Source organism: Bacillus sp. AR4-2 (genome assembly GCF_008274865.1).
GTDB lineage: Bacteria > Bacillota > Bacilli > Bacillales > Bacillaceae_G > Bacillus_A > Bacillus_A cereus.
In genome coordinates, this window is record NZ_CP031062.1 from 1,214,836 (window position 1) to 1,236,188 (window position 21,353).

Below are 21,353 nucleotides of genomic sequence, written 5' to 3' on the forward strand. Positions count from 1 at the left end.
TTTTAATAGTTCTTTACTATAATATAGATAATGTTCTGTATAAAGAACGTAATGTTCGATGGGAGAGATTAAGATGCTGAAAAGACCGCGTAATTTTAAAAAGATGCTTATATTGCCGTGTATGTGTTCTATTACGTTTTATTTAGGATCTCAAATTATGACGCATACAGAAGCGGCGTTCATTCATGAAACGAAAGTAGAAGCGACGCTTTCTACAGCAATTATATTTCCGAAAACAGTTAATACGTTAAAAGAGCAATCTGAGAAACATAAACAGTTTATTGAGCGTGAGTATGGAACGATGAAGGGGAAATCGAAAGCAACTTCTATTGAAGAAATAAAACAGGCGATTTCTGTATGGCAACAAGGGCGTGAGAAAATTGTTGCTGAGAAGGAAGCTCTGCAAAATGTATATACTGAAATAGAAGCTCCTTACAATCAAATACAAGAAGAATTAAAGGTAAATAAAGATGAGTCGATGCAGCAAGTGTCCATATATGTAAATGAAGGCTTTCGCAGTATCAAAGAGAAGCGTGACTATATTGAGAAAGAAATTAGCTTGAAAGCTATTGATGAGCAAATTCAGGCTCTTCAGCAACAATTAAACGTTGCAATTGAAGCGGAAGGACAAAAGAAAGTAGAAGAACAAAAGAAAGCCGAAGAACAAAAGAAAGTAGAAGAACAAAAGAAAGCCGAAGAACAGAAGAAAGTAGAAGAACAGAAAAAAGTAGAAGAACAGAAAAAAGTAGAAGAACAGAAAAAAGTAGAAGAACAGAAAAAAGTAGAAGAGCAAAAGAAAGCGGAAGAACAGAAAAAGCTAGAAGAGCAGAAGAAAGCGGAGGAACTGCTTTAGTGAAACAGCTAGAAAACAAGAATGTGGTGTAAGAGAGAGTGAACGAATAAGCAAGACTAGTAATATTTATACGAGTGTGAGGGAACGTTAGCCCTCACCTCTTTGTTTTTCTTTTTTCTTCTAGTATTAAATGATTTGAGTGTGAAAAAAGTTATAAATTATCATCATTTTTTTCTGAAAAGTCTAAATAATATTGAGAAATAAAAATAACTGAAAATATTAATAAATATGTGTTGTGTTTATATAGGGTTGTTCGTTATAATGAACATAAGGTTTTTAAAAAAGAACACATATTAGCTAAGCTAATATAGTTTTCTTTACATCTCTTATTGAAAAATAAGTGATAAAAATATAAAAAAAAGCTAGGGGGAATTGATTGTGAGTCTGAAAAAGAAATTAGGTATGGGAGTTGCATCAGCAGCATTGGGGTTAGCTTTAATTGGTGGAGGAACATTTGCATTCTTTAGCGATAAAGAAGTATCAAACAATACATTTGCAGCTGGGACGTTAGACCTTACATTAAACCCTAAGACGCTTGTAGATATTAAAGATTTAAAACCAGGGGATTCTGTTAAGAAAGAGTTCTTATTACAAAACAGCGGTTCGTTAACTATTAAAGATGTTAAATTAGCAACAAAGTATACTGTTAAAGATGCAAAAGGTGATAATGCTGGTGAAGACTTTGGTAAGCACGTTAAAGTAAAATTCCTTTGGAACTGGGATAAACAAAGTGAGCCTGTATACGAAACAACTTTAGCAGACTTACAAAAAGTTGATCCAGATCTTTTAGCTAAAGACATCTTTGCTCCTGAGTGGGGAGAAAAGGGTGGATTAGCAGCTGGTACAGAGGATTATCTATGGGTACAATTTGAATTTGTAGATAATGGAAAAGATCAAAATATCTTCCAAGGTGATACATTGAATTTAGAATGGACATTCAATGCTAACCAAGAAGCTGGGGAAGAAAAATAATAAAAAAGCGGGTATCCCCCGCTTTTTTTATAAAGAAAAAGAAGTGCTACTTGTAAGCACTTCTTTCTATTTATTATTTTGCTTCCACTTTGTAAATTCAAGAAATTCACGAAATTGTTCTTTGGAGACACCAGAATTCATTGCATCTTTAACGAGTTGTGTCCATTCGGAGTCTAGGTTAGTTTCCTTTGTTGTTTCATCATGAAGTAAAGTATCAACTGGAATTTGTAGAACTGCTGCGATCTTTTCAAGAAACTGAATGGAAGGGTTTTTTTGTAAATTTCGTTCTATAGAACTAATGTAAGATTTAGCAACGCCAGCTTTTTCGGCAAGTTCAGTTAATGAAATCCCTTTTTGTAAACGAAGGCGTTTTATACGTTCTCCAATCATATTTGCGCACCTTTCTATCAATATGTAGTTGTCTTATGATGTCATTATTATAACATAAACTTCGTTAAAAAGAACAAACCTATTGAGCCTGACTGGATGGCTTCATACGTTGGAAAAATTGCTCGATGTCTTGCATGGCGATACCAGCATCTAGAGCTTCAAGTATTAAATCAATCCATTCTTGATCCAGTGCGTCTGTCTTATCTTTGTACAAATGTAATTCCTCCCTAATTATCGGTCATAATTGCTGCTACAGAATACATGATAATGCAATTGGATTTTGTGTTTTATATAGTGAATTATCAAATATTGTGTAGATGAAACAAAGATAAAATCCCCATTAAACTCCCTCTATGGAAATTATAAATTGTTCGATAAAAACTTTCAATATTTTCAGAAAACATTGTTGAATTGTGATATATTCGTATGCTAACTATGAAATTTTTACAAATATATTAAAAATATTACATAATATGACTAAATATTGAAAAAATATTGAATTTTTAATAAAATTCAATTTGTAATACATATTATTTATTAGGGGAGGAAATAAGGGATGAACAAGAAACCGTTCAAAGTTTTGTCATCAATCGCTTTAACAGCTGTATTAGGCCTTTCATTCGGGGCTGGCACTCAATCTGCATATGCTGAAACGCCTGCGAATAAAACGGCTACGAGCCCAGTTGATGATCACTTAATTCCGGAAGAACGTTTAGCAGATGCGCTAAAAAAACGTGGGGTAATTGATTCGTCAGCTTCAGAGAAAGAAACAAAGAAAGCTGTCGAAAAGTATGTAGAGAACAAAAAGGGTGAAAATCCTGGGAAAGAAGTACCGAATGGGGATCAACTTACGAAAGAAGCATCTGATTTTTTAAAGAAAGTGAAAGATGCGAAAGCAGACACGAAAGAAAAATTAGATAACCCTGCAACAGGAACACCTGCAGCGACAGGCCCAGTTAAAGGCGGTCTAAATGGTAAAGTACCAACTTCTCCAGCGAAACAAAAAGACTATAACGGTGAAGTTCGTAAAGATAAAGTACTCGTTTTACTTGTAGAGTACGCTGACTTTAAACATAATAATATCGACAAAGAGCCTGGATATATGTATTCTAACGATTTTAATAAAGAACATTATGAAAAAATGTTATTCGGCAACGAGCCGTTTACATTAGATGATGGAAGTAAAATTGAAACGTTTAAACAATATTACGAAGAGCAATCTGGTGGTAGTTACACAGTGGACGGAACAGTTACAAAATGGTTAACAGTTCCTGGTAAAGCTGCTGATTACGGTGCAGATGCTGCTAGCGGCGGTCATGATAATAAAGGACCAAAAGGCCCACGTGATTTAGTAAAAGATGCATTAAAAGCAGCTGTAGATAGCGGTCTTGATCTATCAGAGTTTGATCAATTTGATCAATATGATGTAAATGGTGATGGAAATAAAAATCAACCGGATGGTTTAATTGATCACTTAATGATTATTCATGCAGGTGTTGGACAAGAAGCAGGTGGGGGTAAATTAGGTGATGATGCAATTTGGTCACATCGCTGGACAGTTGGACCAAAACCATTCGCAATTGAAGGTACACAAGCGAAAGTTCCATATTGGGGTGGAAAGATGGCAGCGTTCGACTACACAATTGAACCAGAAGATGGAGCAGTTGGTGTATTCGCGCATGAATATGGTCATGATTTAGGTTTACCAGATGAGTATGATACACAATATAGCGGTGCTGGTGAGCCAATTCAAGCTTGGTCTATCATGAGTGGCGGAAGCTGGGCTGGTAAAATTGCAGGTACAACACCAACGAGCTTATCACCACAAAATAAAGAGTTTTTCCAAAAAACAATCGGTGGTAACTGGGCAAATATCGTAGAAGTAGATTACGAGAAATTAAATAAAGGTATCGGCCTAGCAACATATTTAGACCAAAGTGTTACGAAATCTAACCGTCCAGGTATGATTCGTGTTAACTTACCAGACAAAGATATAAAAACAATTGAACCGGCATTCGGAAAACAGTATTACTACAGCACAAAAGGTGATGATCTTCATACGAAGATGGAAACACCACTGTTCGATTTAACAAATGCAACGACTGCAAAATTTGACTTCAAATCATTATATGAAATTGAAGCAGAGTATGATTTCCTTGAAGTACACGCTGTAACGGAAGATGGTCAACAAACGTTAATTGAAAGACTTGGTGAGAAAGCAAATAGTGGAAATGCAGATTCGACAAATGGAAAATGGATTGACAAATCATATGATTTAAGCCAGTTCAAAGGTAAGAAAGTAAAATTAACATTTGATTACATTACTGATGGTGGTTTAGCATTAAATGGTTTCTTACTTGATAATGCTTCATTAACAGTAGATGATAAAGTAGTATTCTCTGATGACGCAGAAGGTACGCCACAATTCAAATTAGATGGTTTTGCTGTTTCTAACGGAACAGAGAAGAAAAGCCATAACTACTATGTTGAGTGGAGAAACTATGCTGGTTCAGATAACGCGTTAAAATTTGCACGTGGTCCAGTATATAACGCTGGTATGGTCGTATGGTATGCAGATTCAGCTTATACAGATAACTGGGTTGGTGTACATCCAGGACACGGTTTCCTAGGTGTAGTTGATTCTCATCCAGAAGCAATTGTAGGAACTTTAAATGGTAAACCGACAGTGGAAAGTAGTACACGATTCCAAATCGCAGATGCGGCGTTCTCATTTGATAAAACGCCAGCTTGGAAAGTCGTATCTCCAACGCGTGGAACGTATACGTATGATGGTTTAGCAGGTGTACCGAAGTTTGATGATTCTAAAACGTATATTAATCAACAGATTCCAGATGCAGGACGTATTTTACCGAAGCTTGGTCTGAAGTTTGAAGTAGTAGGACAAGCTGATGATAATTCTGCAGGTGCTGTTCGTTTATATCGTTAATACTGTAAAACTACCGAGAGATTTTCTTTCGGTAGTTTTTTTGTGAGCAATGAATTTTATATAGCTGAAAAAGTCATATATAATGTAACCTTAAGAATAGAAATTTGTTATATATGAAGTCTATATAAATAATGAAAGAATTGGATAAAAATAGTGGGAGAAGGTGAGTGAATGAGTATTTCCTCTATTGTAAGTAGGCAAAAGGAATATTTTTTAAAAGGGCATACGAGAAGCATCGAAATGCGAAAGAATAATTTGAAGAAGCTTTATGAAGGCATTCAGCATTTTGAAGAAGAAATATTTCAGGCATTGAAATTAGATTTAAATAAGTCAGTTCACGAGTCGTTTACAACGGAAGTTGGATATGTATTAAAAGAAATTTCCTTTCAATTGAAACATATTTCATCGTGGAGTAAACCGAAACGAGTTCGAACAGCACTTACTCATTTGGGATCAAAAGGAAAAGTAGTGCCAGAACCGTATGGTGTGACGCTTATTATTGCACCGTGGAACTATCCTTTTCAATTAGCAATTGCACCACTTGTAGGAGCACTGGCAGCTGGAAATACAATCGTTTTAAAGCCGTCAGAGTTAACACCAAGCGTTTCAAAAGTGCTTAAGAGAATGTTAGATGAATTATTCCCAGAAGAGCTTGTAGCGGTAGTAGAAGGTGGCGTTGAAGAGAGTACATCTTTGCTGAGGGAACCGTTTGATTATATTTTCTTTACTGGTAGTGTTGGCGTTGGAAAAGTTGTAATGGAAGCAGCAGCGAAGCAGTTGACGCCGCTCACTTTAGAACTTGGCGGGAAAAGTCCTTGTATTGTACATAAAGATGCAAAGATAGAGATGACAGCAAGAAGAATTGTTTGGGGTAAGTTTTTAAATGCGGGGCAGACGTGTGTAGCGCCTGATTATATGTATGTGCATTCTTCCGTGAAAGAAAAGCTAATTGAGGCACTGCGACATGAAATTATAGAGCAGTATAGTAAAGAACCTTTGCAAAATGAAAATTATGTGCGTATTGTAAGTGAGCGCCATTTCGAACGATTATGTGGATTTTTACAAGATGGTCAAGTCGTAATTGGTGGAAACTATAAGAAAGATACATTACATATTGAACCGACAGTACTAGCGGATATTACATGGAAAGATACTGTTATGGAAGATGAAATTTTTGGTCCGATTTTACCAATCATAGAGTACGACAACATAGAAGATGTAATTGGCACAATCCAGCAACATCCGAAGCCGTTAGCGTTATATGTATTTTCTGAAGATAAAGAAGTACAAAAGAAAGTGACGAGTAATATTTCATATGGTGGAGGCTGTATTAATGATGTTGTCTATCATCTTGCCACGCCATATTTACCTTTTGGGGGTGTTGGAAGTAGTGGATTAGGGGGTTATCATGGGAAAGAAAGTTTTCGGACTTTTTCACATTATAAAAGCATTTTAGCCCAATCTACAGCATTCGACATGAAAATTCGTTACTCTTCTACAAAAAGTGCTTTAAAATTCATACGAAAGTTGTTAAAATGATGATGGTGTTTATCAGTAGGCGTAGCCGTATGATAATAGCCCCTTCGCAATGGAAGGGGTTTTTCTGTTCGACGTTATGTATCATGCGAAAATGAATCAAACATACTACATAAAGAATAGAAACGAACGCTTGTTAAATAACCATTTTTGTTTGGATCGAAACAAAAAATAGTCTATAGAACATAAATATTTATTCATGAATATAAAAATTTAAAATTTAAGGTAGATAGGACGGGAAAATGAAAAAGATTATTAAAGTTGAAGCAGTTGAAAAACATTTTGGAAATCAAGTGATTATCCCACCTCTTTCTTTAGATATTAAAGAGGGAGAGTTTTTAACAATTTTAGGGCCGAGTGGCTGCGGGAAAACGACTTTACTTCGTATGATCGCAGGATTTGAAACTCCAACTAAAGGGAATCTTTTATTAGATGATGAAAGAATTAACGATTTGCCGCCATATAAGCGTCATATGAACCTAGTGTTCCAACATTACGCACTATTCCCACATATGACAGTAGAGAAGAATATTTGTTTTGGTATGAAAATGCAGAAAGTATCAGCAGCAGAGCAGAAAGAGCGTGCTGAAGAGGCAATGCGTTTAACGCAGTTACTTGAGTTCCGTAATCGTAAACCTGCGAAGCTTTCTGGTGGACAACAGCAGCGTGTTGCAATTGCAAGAGCGATTGTAAATAATCCGCGTGTATTACTATTAGATGAGCCACTTGGAGCGCTTGACTTTAAGTTACGAAAAGACTTGCAACGTGAATTGAAAAACTTACAACGTAATTTAGGAATTACGTTCATATACGTAACGCACGATCAAGAAGAAGCAATGAGCATGAGCGATCGTATTGTCGTTATGAATAAAGGACATATCGAACAAATCGGAACGCCGAAAGAAATTTATAATAAGCCGAAAACATTGTTCGTTGCGACATTCATCGGTGAAAATAATATTGTGAAGAACGGGGAAGGCTATGTAGCAATTCGCCCTGAAAATGTAAAAGTACGTTCGGTTGAAGAACCAATTTTAAAAGAATACCATCTTGGACATATTGAAGATATTGAGTTTGTCGGAAATATGGAGAAGCTTTATGTACGTGATGAGAAAACATCAGAATTACTAATGGCATATCAAACTGCTGAAGAGGCAGCGCAGTGGAGCATTGGAGATAATGTATATGTAGGCTGGGAGCAAGAGGACGAGGTGACCTTAAATTGAAAAAAGGGAAATTACTCGCACTACCTACAGTCGCGTGGCTGTTAATTTTCTTCCTAATCCCGCTCGTATTCGTATTAGGATTCGCCTTCATGCAGCGCGGAGCTTACGGGACAGTAGAAATGCAATTTACGCTGGAGAATATATCCCGTGTATTTGATCCATTGTACTTAGGAACGTTATGGGAAACTGTTAAGATCGCAGTTATTACAACAGTAATATGTTTATTAATTGGTTATCCGTTTGCGTATACAATTACAATTGTTGACCGCAAATACCGCTCTATTCTTTTATTATTGGCAACGATCCCGTTTTGGATTAACTTTCTTGTTCGTTCATACGCATGGATTGTTATTTTACGTTCACAAGGTCTTGTGAATACGTTGTTATTAAAGCTTGGCATTATTAGTGAACCGTTAAATTTATTATATAATACTCCTTCTGTAATACTCGGAATGGTCTATTCTTTATTACCATTTATGATTTTACCAGTGTATGCAGCAATTGAGCAGCTGGATAAGCGTAAGCTAGAAGCGGCTTATGATTTAGGAGCAACACCAATAAAGGCATTTTGGAATATAACAGTGCCGATGACGATGTCAGGAATTGCGACTGGTTCTATTTTAGTATTCGTTTCTTCTATCGGAATGTTTGTTGTATCAGACGTGATGGGCGGATCGAAAGTAGCATTAATCGGAAACGTTATTCAAAATCAATTCTTAGGTGCACGTGACTGGCCGTTTGGATCTGCGTTATCGATTATCGTTGTTCTATTCTCTGTTCTGTTAATTTACTTATATTATCGTGCAACGAAAGTATATAAATATAATGAGAACGGAGGGGAATAGGCAAAGATGAAGAAGTTTTTAGTTTCTTATTCTTGGTTAATTTTGTTATTCTTGTATTTTCCAATGATGGTTTTAATGGTCTATTCTTTCAACGACTCTCGCATTAATGCGGAGTGGGAAGGTTTTACATTCCATTGGTATACAGATTTATTTCAAAAACAAGATGTTATTGATGCATTTGTAAATAGTATTACGATTGCAGTTATAACAACGATTGTGACAACGGTACTTGGTGTATTCTTTGCAATTGCTTTACATCGTTATAAATATCGTTTCGAAGGGGCTATTAATGGCCTTGTATATTTACCAATTTTAATTCCTGATATTTTAATGGGATTATCTTTACTAATTCTTTTCAGTCAGTTAGGAATGGAACTTGGACAAACAACGATTATTATTGCACATATTACATTTAGTATTTCGTTTGTTGTTGTTATTTTAGCTGCGCGTCTTTCAAGTATGGGACGTGACTTAGAAGAAGCTGCAAATGATCTAGGAGCAACACCTTGGCAAACGTTTCGTTATGTAACGTTCCCAGCAATTGCACCGGGAGTTATTTCGGCAGCATTATTAACATTCACATTATCAATTGATGATTTTGTAATTAGTTTCTTCGTATCAGGACCAGGATCAACAACATTGCCACTATACATTTACAGTATGGTTAAGCGCGGAGTATCACCAGAAATTAATGCTCTTTCTACAATTTTAATTGTTGCTATCGTAGGATTAATGGTTCTATCTGAAATCTTCCGGAACAAAGGTGCAGATGGTGAAGAAAACTCTGGAGGACACCTTCCTTTATAATACGAACGATATAGAAAGTACAAGGGGGTAATAAACCGATGAAATTAATGAAAAGAATAGCTGGCGCAGCAATTAGCTTTAGCCTTGTTGCTGGTGTGCTTGCTGGTTGTGGTGAAAAGAAAGAAGAATTAAATATTTATAGTTGGGCTGACAATTTTGATGAGCAAGTGCTAAAAGATTTTGAAAAGAAGTATAATGTGAAAATTAACTATGACAAGTACGCAAGTAATGAAGAAATGCTTGCGAAATTACAAGCTGGTGGCGCAAAGTATGACTTAATTCAGCCGTCGGATTACATGGTTAAAACAATGGCGAAAATGGACTTATTAGCTCCGTTAGATAAAAAGAATATCCCGAATATCGAAAATATGGTTTCTAATTTTAAAACACCTGCGTTTGATCCAGAGAATAAATATTCTTTAGTGTACACTTGGGGTGTAACAGGGATTGCATACAATAAAAAGTATGTAAAAGAAGCGCCTACAAGCTGGGCGGACTTATGGAATGAGAAATATAAAGGACATGTAACGTTACTGAACGATTCTCGTGAAGTATTAGGAGTGGGTCTTAAGAAGCACGGGTTCTCAAACAGTACGAAAGACGATGCACAATTAAAGACAGCAGCAGATGATTTAAAGAAGCTGCTTCCAAACTTATTAGCATTTGATACAGATAACATTAAACAAAAATTCATTACAGAAGATGCTTGGATCGGAACAGTTTGGTCTGGAGATGCAGCATTTATCGCAAAAGATAATAAAGATGTAGAATATGTTGTACCAAAAGAAGGCGGCACAATTTGGGCTGATACGTTAGCAATTCCAAAAGGTGCAAAACATAAAGAGCTTGCTGAGAAATTTATGAACTACTTACTAGATGAAAAAGTAAGTGTGAAAAACTACGAGTCAATTGGTTACAGTAATCCAAATGAAAAAGCTCATCCTCTTCATAGTAAAGAATACCGTGATAATCACATGATTTTCTTAACGAAAGAAGAGTTAGATCGTACAGAATGGCTTGTTGATGTAGACGATAAGTTAAAAGACTATGATCGTTACTGGACAGAGCTAAAAACAAAAGGTAAATAAGCAAGGAAATGCGGTTTCTAAAGTAGAAATCGCATTTTTTCATAGTAGGAGGAAATCGTTTGAAGAAGAAGTTACATCAGTATGAGGTAATGTGTATCGGTTTGTTATTTGCTGTATTTGGTATTGTTGCTTGGCGCGTACATGCAGGTGGCGTTACAGTGATGGATACATATGTCCGTGGATTAGTAAGAGGGCTACAAACGGAAAGTTCTCTTACATTTTTCTCGTACTTTACAAAATTGGGATCAGCAATTGGGATAGTCGCTACGCTCGTTATAAGTTTGCTTGTTTTTTGGAAGAAGCGTTATTATGCTGCGATGATTGTATATCCAATGGGAATTTTAATAACACATCTTGTGAATAAAGGGATAAAAGAGATTGTAAAGAGAGAACGTCCGTCATTAAATGAAGCGCTAGATGCACTTGGATATAGTTTTCCTAGTGGACATGCAATGTTATCGATTATGACATTTGGATTTCTTACTTATATCATTGCTGCTAATTTGAAAAGCGTAGCTGGGAAATGTGTCACAACGATTTTGATGGGTATAGTAATTCTATCGATTGGATTAAGTAGAGTCATTTTAAATGTACATTACCCAACTGATATTTTAGCTGGTTACTGCGTAGGTGGTATTTTGTTAATTATCGCGATTTACTACCATCGTTTACTTACTGAGAGATTAGGGCTTAATAAAGAGAGATAGAAAAACGTCTGGAAAAACTATTATTATAGTTTTTCCAGACGTTTTTTGTTTATATCAAGATGTGATACAGTATAAGTGACAATTGAATTATGTAAAGTAGGTGAAAATGTGTGAAGACAAATGTACATAAAGTTGATAAGTGGGGGAAGTTAGGAGCCTTTTTGTATCAGTTTCGTTATACAGTAATTGTAGCGTTACTGTTGCTCGCAATCGCACTTGGGATTTTTGCTCCAAAGCTACCGGGAGTATTAGGTGGTGACGGTTTCCAAACGGAAGGCGACTATCAAAAAACGAAAGAAATTTTAGATAAAGATTTTAAGAAGTCTCAAGATACGCTGCTGCTCGTTTTTGAGAAAAATAAAGATGCTTCGCATGAGGAATTTAAAAAGCGAATAAATGAAATTGTAAAGAATGTTCAAGAGAAAGAGAACTATGAATCTTTCCATCACCCAATCCAAAATAAAGAAATGCTACAAGATGACATCGGCTATGCGACAATTTTATTTTCCGGGAAAACAAATAAGGAACGAATGGAAAAGACATTACAATTTGCTGATGAGATTGAGAAAGAAAGTAATATAGCATTAAAAGTAACACCTACAGGGTTTCCGAAAATTAATAAAGAGATTAATGAAAGAACGCAAAATGATTTAAAAGTAGCAGAGATGATTGGATTACCAATTGCGTTTCTTGTATTACTATTTTCGTTTGGTAGTCTTTTGGCATCAATTTTACCGATTTTGAATGGGGCGCTTAGTGTTATTAGTACGATGGGTATATTGTATTTCATCGGTGTTGATAAAGAACTATCTATTTTCGTGTTAAACGTTGCACCGATGATTGGACTTGCATTATCTATTGATTTTGCGCTATTATTTGTGAACCGTTTTCGAGAGGAAGTTGCTAAACGAACGGTAAAAGAAGCGATAGCAATTACATATCAAACGGCAGGACGTGCGATTGTATTTTCAGGATTATGCGTATTTGTTGGGTTATCCGGTTTGTTTTTCTTTAAGATAGATTATATTCAATCTGTCGCGATTAGCGGAATGATTGTTGTCATTATGAGTATTTTATTCTCACTCACACTTCTTCCAGCACTATTATCGTTAATCGGTAAAAGAATATTAAAAAAGAATCAAGTAGCACATACGCCGGCAAAAGCATGGCGTAAATTTGCACGATTTGTGATGAAACATCCAATTGCAATGATTATTGTTGTTACAACATTTATTGTTATTTGCTTATTACCGTTACGTACAGCTAATTTGCAGTTCCCTGGTGTTGAAGCTTTACCTGAAAAGAGTGATACAAGGATTGCATATGAAAAGTATGAAGAAGCATTTAATGAAACTGTCAAAACACACGCTGATGTTACATTAGTTGTAGAGACGAAAAAAGATATGAAAGAAAAAGAAAGTCTACAAAAGATAGAAGAAGTCGTTCAAAAGTTAAAAGATGATAAGAAAGTACATGAAGTAAGAAGTTTATACGACGGGTTAACTGGAATGAAAGCAGATCAAGTTGTTGGAATGTTGCAGTCGCCAGAATCAGCGAAACTAACTCCTGTATTTGAAGCATACACGCAAGGGAATAAGACGACGATAGAAATCTTTTTGAAAACAAAACCACGTACAGAGACTGCAAAACAGTGGGTACGTGACTTTAAAAAGAACTATAAAGAAACGGATGTTACGTATTATCTAGGCGGAATGACGACGTTTCAACAAGAATTAGAAGATGAAATTAAAGATAAAGTTGTAATTGGTATGTCTGTTATATTTGGATCGACCTTTGTTATATTATTATTTGCATTCCGATCTATACTCATTCCAATTAAGGCAATTGTTATGAATATACTTAGTTTAAGTGCAACCATTGGAATTGTTGTTTGGTTATTTGAAGGTGGTCATTTCGGTTTAGAAGCAAGTCCGGTTCTGTTTGTCTTACCAATCTTCATTTTTGGCCTCGTATTTGGGCTTAGTATGGATTATGAAGTATTTCTTATTTCACGTATTCATGAGCTCTATGAAGAAACAGGAGATAACGATCAAGCAACGTTAGAAGGGCTCGTTTCAACAAGTAGAATTATTACATCAGCTGCTTTAATAATGATTGTTGTAACTGGTGCATTCGCATTTACTGATATTTTACCAGTAAAGCAGATGGGTCTTGGCGTTGCATTAGCAATATTTCTTGATGCAACAATTATTCGTCTTATGCTCGTACCAAGCTTAATGAAGTTATTTGGAGACTGGAACTGGTGGTTACCATTTCGAAAAAAAAGAGAAAAAGCATCATAAAAAATGCTCATCAATATGATGAGCATTTTTTATGAATAGCAAAGCCTACATTTTGCAAATAGTATGTGATAAGAACATTACATAATAAGTAGGTGAAGGCAATGTTTCGTTATTTTAAGTTTAAGTTAAATGATACAGTACAGTTTGCCGAGAACGATGGGCATATGTATCGCATTGTCGGTTATCGGTTAGAAAAAGGGTTTTATCCAAAAGATGAATGGACTCATATCATTTATGAACTACTTAGAGAATTTGACGGGTATACGATGGATGCAGAAGAGGAAGAACTTGTAAAGGTCGTTCAAGTAGAGGATGAGTATTACAAAATACAAGAAGTATCAGGTTATCGCTATCCAGTAAAAATGAAACAAAAACAACAAGTGATGAAAATAGAAAAGATGGACGATTTATTAGATGCTTACAATGATTATAAAAGGTTGGCGGATTTCTTTAAAGATTTATCGTATGAACAAAAAGCTGAAGAAGTATTGTTAGAAATGAAAAGACTTAGAGCTTGAGGGGCAGTCTATTATAAGACTGTCCTCTATTTTTGACGGTGCATCAAAGTGTGTTTTCCGTTACAATGAGAGAATCAATAGAAATAAGGTGATAAACAGTATGGAAACAAAGAAAAAGGGTGAATGGTGTGAAATTACCGTTCCAGCTAAATGGAATGGTATAAGTATTGAATCGGTATTAAAAGTAGAATGGGAAATACCGAAAAAGCTATTACATCAGCTTCGTATGGAAAAAGGTGTTACGGTTAACGGGGAACAAAGAAGATGGAATGAGCTTTTAAAAGAGAACGATAAGTTACAAGTCCATATGTTTGCTGAGGAAGAGTACGGTGTAGATCCAGAATATGGTGAATTACATGTAGTATACGAAGATGATCACGTACTGATCGTAAATAAACCAGAGCAAATGGACACGCACCCTGCTGAAAAAGGTGGAACCGGGACGCTTGCAAATCTTGTTGCTTTTCATTTTCAAATGCAAGGTTTAGAGACGAAGGTGCGTCATATTCATCGTTTAGATAAAGATACGACAGGTGGTGTCGTGTTTGCTAAGCATAGAATTGCTGGTTCAATTATGGATCGCTTATTAATGGAAAGAAAAATTAAAAGAACGTACGTAGCGCTCGTTGAAGGGAAAGTAAAGAAGAAAAAAGGAAAGATTGATGCTGCTATCGGAAGGGATCGCCATCATGCTACAAGGCGTCGTATTTCTCCAAAAGGTGACCAAGCTATCACATATTATAAAGTAGAAAAGTATTTTAAGAAGCAAAACACGACTTTCGTAACGTTACAATTAGAAACGGGTAGAACACATCAAATTCGTGTTCATATGAGTCATAATGGTAATCCATTAGTTGGGGATGTATTATATGGTGGACAAACAAAATATATGTCCAGTCAGGCATTGCATGCGATGAAGATAAATTTCTTGCATCCAATTACGAAAGAAGCGATTGAAGTTGATGTGCCGTTTCCTACAAAGTTAAATAATAAAATAAAAGAATTTCAAAAAGAAAATGCGTAAAGTATAAGTTTTAACTTGAAAAAAGTAGATTTTTGCAGGGATTTCTCTAAAAGAAGCGAAGCCGTTAAGAGAAAAGAGAGGTGAGAATCACTTGATTAAATATAAGTATGTACTGGGAATATTTTTCGCTTGTCTTTTACTTACTCTATTTCTCTATCCCTATTTACCAAATCGTATGGCAGTACATTGGAATGTAAATGGTCAGCCAAACGAGTTTATGAGTAAACAAGTCGTTGTAGCATTTATTCCCTGTTTTATTATTTTTTCATATGGATTTTTGTATATTATTTCACATAATATATTTAAGTTTAATGAAAGAGAGCATGGTATTATAGGCGGATTTATAAAGAAAATTACGTTATTTATGTTGTTTATTCATACGCTTATCCTCTTTATTAATTTTGGGGATTTGATATCCTTTCAAACAGGATTAACGATTGGGATTAGTATGTTTCTTTTTATGCTGAGTAAAGAATTTAAGAAAATAAAAGGCAAAGAAAAAGAAAAAGATCCAATTAAATTACAAAAAATTTGTTTAGTGAGTAGACGGATTTTTCAAGTGATGGCATGCGGCATATTGTTTTCATTGTTTTTGAACTTAGAGTGGGGATTTTATGTATTGCTTAGTGTAATAAGCTGTGGATCTATGTTGTTTATGTTATATATTTTCTATTCATACATAATAGAAAGCTATGAAACTTAAAAAAGAGTCTTCTCATTATGAGAAGACTCTTTTAATCTATTTACTTCGTAATAAATTGTTGTGTCCAGTAGTTGCCGCTTTCTACATAACCAACACCGATGTGAGTGAAGCCGTTATTTAAGATGTTTGCACGGTGTCCAGCGCTGTTCATCCAAGCTTGTACTACTTCTTCAGGTGTACGTTGACCTTGAGCGATGTTTTCACCTGCAGATGTATAAGAAATACCAAATTTCTTCATCATGTCAAACGGAGACCCGTATGTAGGGCTGTTATGATCAAAGTAGTTGTTTTTTTGCATATCTTCAGACTTAATACGTGCTACTTTGCTTAATTCAGTATCGATTTTTAGTGCTGGTAAGCCTTGTTTTGCACGCTCAGCGTTTGTTAATTCAACAACACGTTGTTCAAACTCGCTTAAAGATTTTGCTTCTTCAGCAGGCTTTTGCTCAGCTGGTTTTTGCTCAGCTGGTTTTTGAGTATTGTTGTTTTCAGCAGGCTTTTGAGCTTCTGGTTTTTGAACTTCTTCAGCAGGCTTTTGCTCGGCAGGTTTTTGCTCAACTGGCTTTTGAGTTTCTGGCTTAGCTGTTGGTTGCTCAGTTACAACATTTTCAGTAGGTTGTTGACCAGGAATGAAGCAGTTTGGTTGGAAGTTTCCTTGTTGCCATTGTGCTAATGATTCAACTCCCATAGATTGTAAGAATGCTTGTAATTCTTGTTGGCTCATTTGTTTCATCATTACTTTTGAATGCTGAATATTTTGAACCTTTACGTTAGATGGTTGTACTGTTGCAGCTTGTGCATCTAGAGAAGATACTCCTAAAGTAAGAGCTGTTGCAGCAGCTACAGATAATAAAACACGCTTTTTCATGATGTGTGTCCCCCTATATAAAGTTTTAATTTGTTTTCACACGATTTGTTTTTGACAGCCTGTCTGACTGACAAATTCATCGTAGCATACAATTTGCGAGAAAAAAGATGGAAAAAAATTCATAGACTTTAAAATTACCTAATTTATCCTAAGAGAAGAAGGGGGTAAAAATAAGAGAAATATAGAGTATAAAAGGAATTTATAGTGTTTTTATACTTGGTTTTAAGAGGGGATTTTTGGATAAAGTTACCTAAATAGAAAATGAAGAATCCTATTGTATCAATGGTTTGAACGATTTTTAGAGGAATATAATGGATTGATTTTTACAAAACTGTAATGTTTCTGTTGTTCTTTTTTATAATAAAGTAACATATTTTTAATGTTGTAGCAGACAAAAAAGCGGCTATCTCTTTACATAGACGAAGGAGATAGCCGTTTTCCTATTATTACGTATGTTACGAGTTATTACGAGTTAGTTTCAATTGCTTCTAATAATAAATCCACAATGTGAATTCCTCTCATTTTATGAGAAAGCCCTTCTCGCTCAATGCCCAATTTCATTTGTAATAAACAACCTGGATTTGCAGTAACAATGGTTGCTGCTTCTGTTTCATGCACACGGTCCATTTTGTAATCTAGAAATTCCATTGATAACTCTGAATGAACAATATTGTAAATACCAGCAGAGCCACAGCAGCGGTCGGCATCTTTCATTTCTCGATATGTTGCACCTTGGATAGCCTCTAGTAACATACGAGGTTCAGAAGATGTGCGCATAACATTGCGTAAATGACAAGAGTCTTGATACGTAATAACCTGCGGCGTGAGTCGTAAGTCAGTTCGCTTATGGAAGTCTAGTTCTACTAGTATAGCAGTAATATCTTTAATTTTAGAAACAAACTGCTTAGCACGTTCAGCCCAATCCGGATCATCCTTTAAAAGATAATCATAGTCTACAAGATAAGCCCCGCAACCACCTGCATTCGTAATAATATAGTCGATGTTTAAATTTTCGAATGCTTTTATATTTCGCTTTGCTAATTCTTTTGCTCCACTCTTTTCACCAGCATGTCCATGCAATGCACCGCAGCAACTTTGTGTTTTCGGAATAACGATATCACAACCAGCTAATTGAAGAAGTTTCATCGTTGCATTATTTGTTTCTAAAAACATCGTATCCATTAAGCAGCCTGTAAAGAATGCAACTTGTTTTTTCTTTGTACTTTCTGCAGGTAAAAATGAAGGACGATCTTTCATCGCTTTCATTTTAGGGACTTTTGGTAAAACGAGATCCATCGTTGCAAGGGTTTCAGGGAATAACTTCATAATCCCTGTTTTATGTGTTAGCGTTTGTAAACCAGAACGTTGATAAAATCCGATTAGTCCAGTTAATGTTCTCATTCGATTTTGATGGGGGAATAATCCTTCAAAAACGACTTTTCGAACAGCTTTCACTGGCACTGAGAATTTTTTATTTTGATTAATAATATCACGAGCTTCTTCTAATAAATGTCCATAATTTACACCAGATGGACAAACAGGCTCACAAGCACGGCAACCAAGACAAACGTTTAATGTATTTTCAACATCTTCATCTGGTTCGATTAAACCATCAACGACTGCTTTCATTAATGCAATACGTCCGCGCGGTGAATGTGACTCTTTATATCCGGATTGAATGTAGGTAGGACAAGTAGGTAAACAAAAACCGCATCGCATACAGTTTAGTAATTCATCTTCACTTAATCGTTCTTTAAATTCTTTTTGAATATTTTCTTTATTTAATGTGGTCATCGCTCAACCACCACTCTTTTTCGAGTGTCTTTCGCGAACATTTTTCCAGGATTCATAATGTTATTTGGATCGAAAGCTTGCTTTATTCCTTGCATAGCTGCAATACCTTCTTTACCTAATTTCATTTCTAAATATGGAGCTTTCATTGCACCAACACCATGTTCACCAGTAATTGTGCCACCAAGTTCAATTGCTTTCGCAAATATTTCAGCAAAAGCTTGCTCAGCTCGGTGCATCTCTTCTGCATTACGAGCGTCTGTCATACAAGTTGGATGTAAATTACCATCACCAGCATGTCCAAACGTACAAATAGGAATATTATATTTTTTTGCAATGGCATTAATAGCTTCAACCATCGGAGCGATTTGTGAACGTGGTACAGTCGCATCTTCTAATATTGTAGTAGGTTTTAATCGTGCGAGCGCTGATAGAGCACTACGGCGAGCGGTACGAAGCGCATCTGCTTCTGTTTCACCTTTTGCAACGCGAACATCAACCGCATTCATAGAGTGACAAACGTTAGCCATTTTTTCAATATCTCGATTGACTACTTCGGGCGGACCGTCTTGTTCGATTAATAAAATTGCTTTTACATCTGTAGGTAAACCGATTTGTGCAAACGCTTCTACTACTTCAATTGTCGGTTGGTCTAAAAACTCCAGTGTTGCTGGAATGATTTTATTTGCAATAATAGAAGAAACAGCACGTGCAGCTTCATTAATATCTTCATATAGTGCAAGCATTGTTTTCTTTGTTTCAGGCATAGGAACAAGTTTTAATATAGCTTCTGTTACCACGCCAAGTGTTCCTTCAGAACCGATAAATAAACGAGTTAAATCGTAACCAGCTACATCTTTTGCTAATTTACCACCAGTGCGAATAATATCGCCATTTGGTAAGACAAGTTCAAGCCCCATTACATAATCACGTGTTACGCCATATTTCAAACCGCGTAATCCACCTGAGTTTTCATTAATATTACCGCCGATTGTAGAAATTTTCATCGAGCTTGGATCTGGTGGATAAAATAAACCTTTTTCTTCTACCGCTTTAATAATATCAAGTGTAATGACACCAGCTTGTACAGTAATTGTTAAGTTTTCTTCATCAATTTCTAAAATATTGTTCATATGGCGGAAAATAAGGACGATACCGCCTTCAAGTGGACATGTTCCTGCGCAAAGGTTTGTTCCAGACCCGCGCACATACACAGGGATTTTGTGAGTGTTACATACTTTTAACACTTCAGCTACTTCATTTGTATTACGAGGAGCAATGACTGCATCAGGCATTGCTTGGAAGTTTGGAGTGGCATCATAACTATAAGTTAAACGCCCCATATTGGATGTATCTACATTATCTTCGCCAACAATAGATACGAATGAATGAATAATTTGCTTTTCTAACATTGGAAATCCCCCTCAAACTGTTAACGTGTTTAGTTATAATAAACAACGTGGTAACAGTGCTTTCATTATAATGATAAAAAAGTCGAGGGATTCTTTCTATGTATAATCATCTAAAGATTAATCTGTTTTATCATTCTTTTTTGTATAATTATCTAATAGGAGAAGTGCGAAGTACAAAACGTTTAAGTCTTTGAATTGTTTTGGATCAAGTCCTGTATGTTCTTCAATCTTTTTTAGCCTGTAATGTAATGTGTTAATGTGTATATGTAATTGTTTAGCCGTCTGTTTATAAGATTGGTTATAATCGACAAATAAGCGTAAAGTTTGCATAAGCTCAGGAAATGATAATAAGTTTTCGATGGTACGCTCTAGAAATTGTTCACGCGTTTCGACAGAAATATCTTGTAAACACATTTCTAAACGTAAATCTTCATTAAATACAATTTTTTTCGTCTCCAATGATACAGAAAGAGCGCGTAATGCTTGTTCGTAACATATGCTCATATTGTTTGGGGTAACTGTTTGTCCAATCCCTATATATAAAGGAATAGAAAATAAAGTTTCGCAGTCTTGTTTTAACCGTTTTAAAAATTGATAAGTTTGTTCTTTGGAGCTCATCGCTGTAAATAAAATAAAACGATCATTTCCCCAGCGAACAAATAGATGCTCTTTTGTTAAAATATTACGTATGTGTTGCCATATTTTACGCTGGAGCATCGTGTCATTTTTGCCAATAGAAAACAAAATAAGTTGTTTTTTCTTATATAAATCAATGCCAAGTGTTTTGGCGCGATCAAGAAAACTTGGAGACCACTCTGTATTTTGAAGCCAATCAAAGACAAAAGCTTCATAAGAACGGTGCTCAAGTTCTAGTTGCTCTAAAAAGTAGTTTTCATGAATTAATAATTCGGTCATCTTACGCAATATTTCTCCGTAGCGTGAAATATTTTCAGGTTCTCCTGTAATTCCAATGACACCAATTACTTCATCATGAAATAATAAAGGAAGATTCATCCCAGCCTTTACACCTTGCAATCGCCTTTCATCTTCTTTTGTAATGATGACGGTTTTCTTTTGTTTGGCACAGCGGAGTGCACCTTCATGAAATTGACCAATTCTTTCTGTATCTGTACTTGCGATAATAACGCCTTCTATATTAATGATAATAATATTTTCTGTAATTAGTCTGCGTACTTCTCGTACAATTTTATTCGCTAAATCAGGAAATAGCATAATTGACACACCTCAAATTCTATTTGTTGTACATTATATATGTAAATTGAGTAAGAAAGGGAAATTTCACACTTTCCACACATTTATTTGTTATTTTACAATTATAACGAAATCATCCGAAGATGGAGGG

At 35.5% G+C, this 21,353-nt stretch carries 19 protein-coding genes; 13 read left to right on the top strand and 6 right to left on the bottom strand.

The annotated features are described in order from the left end of the window. Positions 1-73 precede the first annotated feature (73 nt). Positions 74-853: a DUF4047 domain-containing protein gene (locus tag DN399_RS06345; protein ID WP_025709887.1), complete on the top strand. Its 780-nt coding sequence runs from the start codon at positions 74-76 to the stop codon at positions 851-853. Positions 854-1,231: 378 nt separating this feature from the next. Beyond that, the gene (gene calY, locus DN399_RS06350) at positions 1,232-1,825 is read left to right on the top strand and encodes a biofilm matrix protein CalY (protein ID WP_000053714.1); all 594 of its coding nucleotides are present in this window, start codon (positions 1,232-1,234) and stop codon (positions 1,823-1,825) included. 66 nt (positions 1,826-1,891) lie between these two features. On the opposite strand, the gene DN399_RS06355 is transcribed toward calY, so the two are convergent. Further along, positions 1,892-2,215, bottom strand: coding sequence for a helix-turn-helix domain-containing protein (locus DN399_RS06355; protein WP_000578884.1), 324 nt, complete (start codon positions 2,213-2,215; stop codon positions 1,892-1,894). A 79-nt stretch (positions 2,216-2,294) separates the two neighbouring features. Then, positions 2,295-2,429: an anti-repressor SinI family protein gene (locus DN399_RS06360; RefSeq protein WP_000276219.1), complete on the bottom strand. Its 135-nt coding sequence runs from the start codon at positions 2,427-2,429 to the stop codon at positions 2,295-2,297. Between the two features lie 342 nt (positions 2,430-2,771). On the opposite strand from DN399_RS06360, the gene inhA1 reads away from it, so the two are divergent. From inhA1 to DN399_RS06415, 11 genes are all read left to right on the top strand, one after another. Next, a complete protein-coding gene (gene inhA1, locus DN399_RS06365; RefSeq protein ID WP_001035937.1) occupies positions 2,772-5,162 on the top strand; it encodes a M6 family metalloprotease immune inhibitor InhA1 in 2,391 nt (796 codons plus the stop codon). A 171-nt stretch (positions 5,163-5,333) separates the two neighbouring features. Next, positions 5,334-6,701 carry an aldehyde dehydrogenase gene (locus DN399_RS06370; protein ID WP_000028370.1) on the top strand — a complete coding sequence of 456 codons (1,368 nt, stop codon included), beginning with the start codon at positions 5,334-5,336 and terminating at the stop codon, positions 6,699-6,701. Between the two features lie 239 nt (positions 6,702-6,940). Continuing rightward, entirely contained in the window at positions 6,941-7,924 is a 984-nt protein-coding gene (gene potA, locus DN399_RS06375; RefSeq protein ID WP_000720333.1) for a spermidine/putrescine ABC transporter ATP-binding protein PotA, read from the top strand. After that, a complete protein-coding gene (potB, locus tag DN399_RS06380) occupies positions 7,921-8,769 on the top strand; it encodes a spermidine/putrescine ABC transporter permease PotB (RefSeq protein ID WP_000715500.1) in 849 nt (282 codons plus the stop codon). The genes potA and potB overlap by 4 nt, the downstream gene beginning before the upstream one ends. Before the next feature lie 6 nt (positions 8,770-8,775). Then, on the top strand, positions 8,776-9,576 hold the full coding sequence (gene potC, locus DN399_RS06385; protein ID WP_000714192.1) for a spermidine/putrescine ABC transporter permease PotC: 801 nt from the start codon (positions 8,776-8,778) through the stop codon (positions 9,574-9,576). Between the two features lie 38 nt (positions 9,577-9,614). After that, positions 9,615-10,664 (top strand): spermidine/putrescine ABC transporter substrate-binding protein PotD, encoded by a 1,050-nt coding sequence (gene potD / locus DN399_RS06390; protein ID WP_000772485.1) that lies wholly within the window; start codon positions 9,615-9,617, stop codon positions 10,662-10,664. A gap of 59 nt (positions 10,665-10,723) precedes the next feature. Beyond that, entirely contained in the window at positions 10,724-11,371 is a 648-nt protein-coding gene (locus tag DN399_RS06395; RefSeq protein ID WP_000727792.1) for a phosphatase PAP2 family protein, read from the top strand. Positions 11,372-11,481: 110 nt separating this feature from the next. Then, complete coding sequence (locus DN399_RS06400; RefSeq protein WP_149149415.1) at positions 11,482-13,674, top strand: MMPL family transporter; 2,193 nt, start codon at positions 11,482-11,484, stop codon at positions 13,672-13,674. A 101-nt stretch (positions 13,675-13,775) separates the two neighbouring features. Further along, complete coding sequence (locus DN399_RS06405) at positions 13,776-14,192, top strand: hypothetical protein (RefSeq protein ID WP_000490301.1); 417 nt, start codon at positions 13,776-13,778, stop codon at positions 14,190-14,192. Positions 14,193-14,292: 100 nt separating this feature from the next. Next, positions 14,293-15,216, top strand: a complete 924-nt coding sequence (locus DN399_RS06410; protein WP_149149416.1) for an RluA family pseudouridine synthase — start codon at positions 14,293-14,295, stop codon at positions 15,214-15,216. 91 nt (positions 15,217-15,307) lie between these two features. Further along, positions 15,308-15,919, top strand: coding sequence for a DUF1648 domain-containing protein (locus tag DN399_RS06415; RefSeq protein ID WP_006917704.1), 612 nt, complete (start codon positions 15,308-15,310; stop codon positions 15,917-15,919). Positions 15,920-15,959: 40 nt separating this feature from the next. Here the strand turns inward: DN399_RS06415 and DN399_RS06420 are convergent, their stop codons facing one another. From DN399_RS06420 to DN399_RS06435, 4 genes are all read right to left on the bottom strand, one after another. After that, positions 15,960-16,787 (bottom strand): CAP domain-containing protein, encoded by an 828-nt coding sequence (locus tag DN399_RS06420; RefSeq protein WP_000747596.1) that lies wholly within the window; start codon positions 16,785-16,787, stop codon positions 15,960-15,962. Between the two features lie 465 nt (positions 16,788-17,252). Next, the gene (locus tag DN399_RS06425) at positions 17,253-18,581 is read right to left on the bottom strand and encodes a (Fe-S)-binding protein (RefSeq protein ID WP_006917711.1); all 1,329 of its coding nucleotides are present in this window, start codon (positions 18,579-18,581) and stop codon (positions 17,253-17,255) included. Next, complete coding sequence (gene glcD, locus DN399_RS06430; protein WP_000890752.1) at positions 18,578-19,990, bottom strand: glycolate oxidase subunit GlcD; 1,413 nt, start codon at positions 19,988-19,990, stop codon at positions 18,578-18,580. The genes DN399_RS06425 and glcD overlap by 4 nt, the downstream gene beginning before the upstream one ends. Before the next feature lie 117 nt (positions 19,991-20,107). Next, positions 20,108-21,232 carry a CdaR family transcriptional regulator gene (locus DN399_RS06435; protein ID WP_002023601.1) on the bottom strand — a complete coding sequence of 375 codons (1,125 nt, stop codon included), beginning with the start codon at positions 21,230-21,232 and terminating at the stop codon, positions 20,108-20,110. Positions 21,233-21,353 lie beyond the last annotated feature (121 nt).

Excerpts from the sequence above, each read along its gene's own strand:
- potC (WP_000714192.1), top strand. The coding sequence starts at position 8,776 with ATGAAGAAGTTTTTAGTTTCTTATTCTTGGTTAATTTTGTTATTCTTG.
- DN399_RS06370 (WP_000028370.1), top strand. The coding sequence starts at position 5,334 with ATGAGTATTTCCTCTATTGTAAGTAGGCAAAAGGAATATTTTTTAAAA.
- DN399_RS06410 (WP_149149416.1), top strand. The coding sequence starts at position 14,293 with ATGGAAACAAAGAAAAAGGGTGAATGGTGTGAAATTACCGTTCCAGCT.
- DN399_RS06425 (WP_006917711.1), bottom strand. The coding sequence starts at position 18,581 with ATGACCACATTAAATAAAGAAAATATTCAAAAAGAATTTAAAGAACGA.
- potD (WP_000772485.1), top strand. The coding sequence starts at position 9,615 with ATGAAATTAATGAAAAGAATAGCTGGCGCAGCAATTAGCTTTAGCCTT.
- DN399_RS06405 (WP_000490301.1), top strand. The coding sequence starts at position 13,776 with ATGTTTCGTTATTTTAAGTTTAAGTTAAATGATACAGTACAGTTTGCC.
- DN399_RS06355 (WP_000578884.1), bottom strand. The coding sequence starts at position 2,215 with ATGATTGGAGAACGTATAAAACGCCTTCGTTTACAAAAAGGGATTTCA.
- DN399_RS06420 (WP_000747596.1), bottom strand. The coding sequence starts at position 16,787 with ATGAAAAAGCGTGTTTTATTATCTGTAGCTGCTGCAACAGCTCTTACT.
- DN399_RS06345 (WP_025709887.1), top strand. The coding sequence starts at position 74 with ATGCTGAAAAGACCGCGTAATTTTAAAAAGATGCTTATATTGCCGTGT.
- inhA1 (WP_001035937.1), top strand. The coding sequence starts at position 2,772 with ATGAACAAGAAACCGTTCAAAGTTTTGTCATCAATCGCTTTAACAGCT.
- potA (WP_000720333.1), top strand. The coding sequence starts at position 6,941 with ATGAAAAAGATTATTAAAGTTGAAGCAGTTGAAAAACATTTTGGAAAT.
- glcD (WP_000890752.1), bottom strand. The coding sequence starts at position 19,990 with ATGTTAGAAAAGCAAATTATTCATTCATTCGTATCTATTGTTGGCGAA.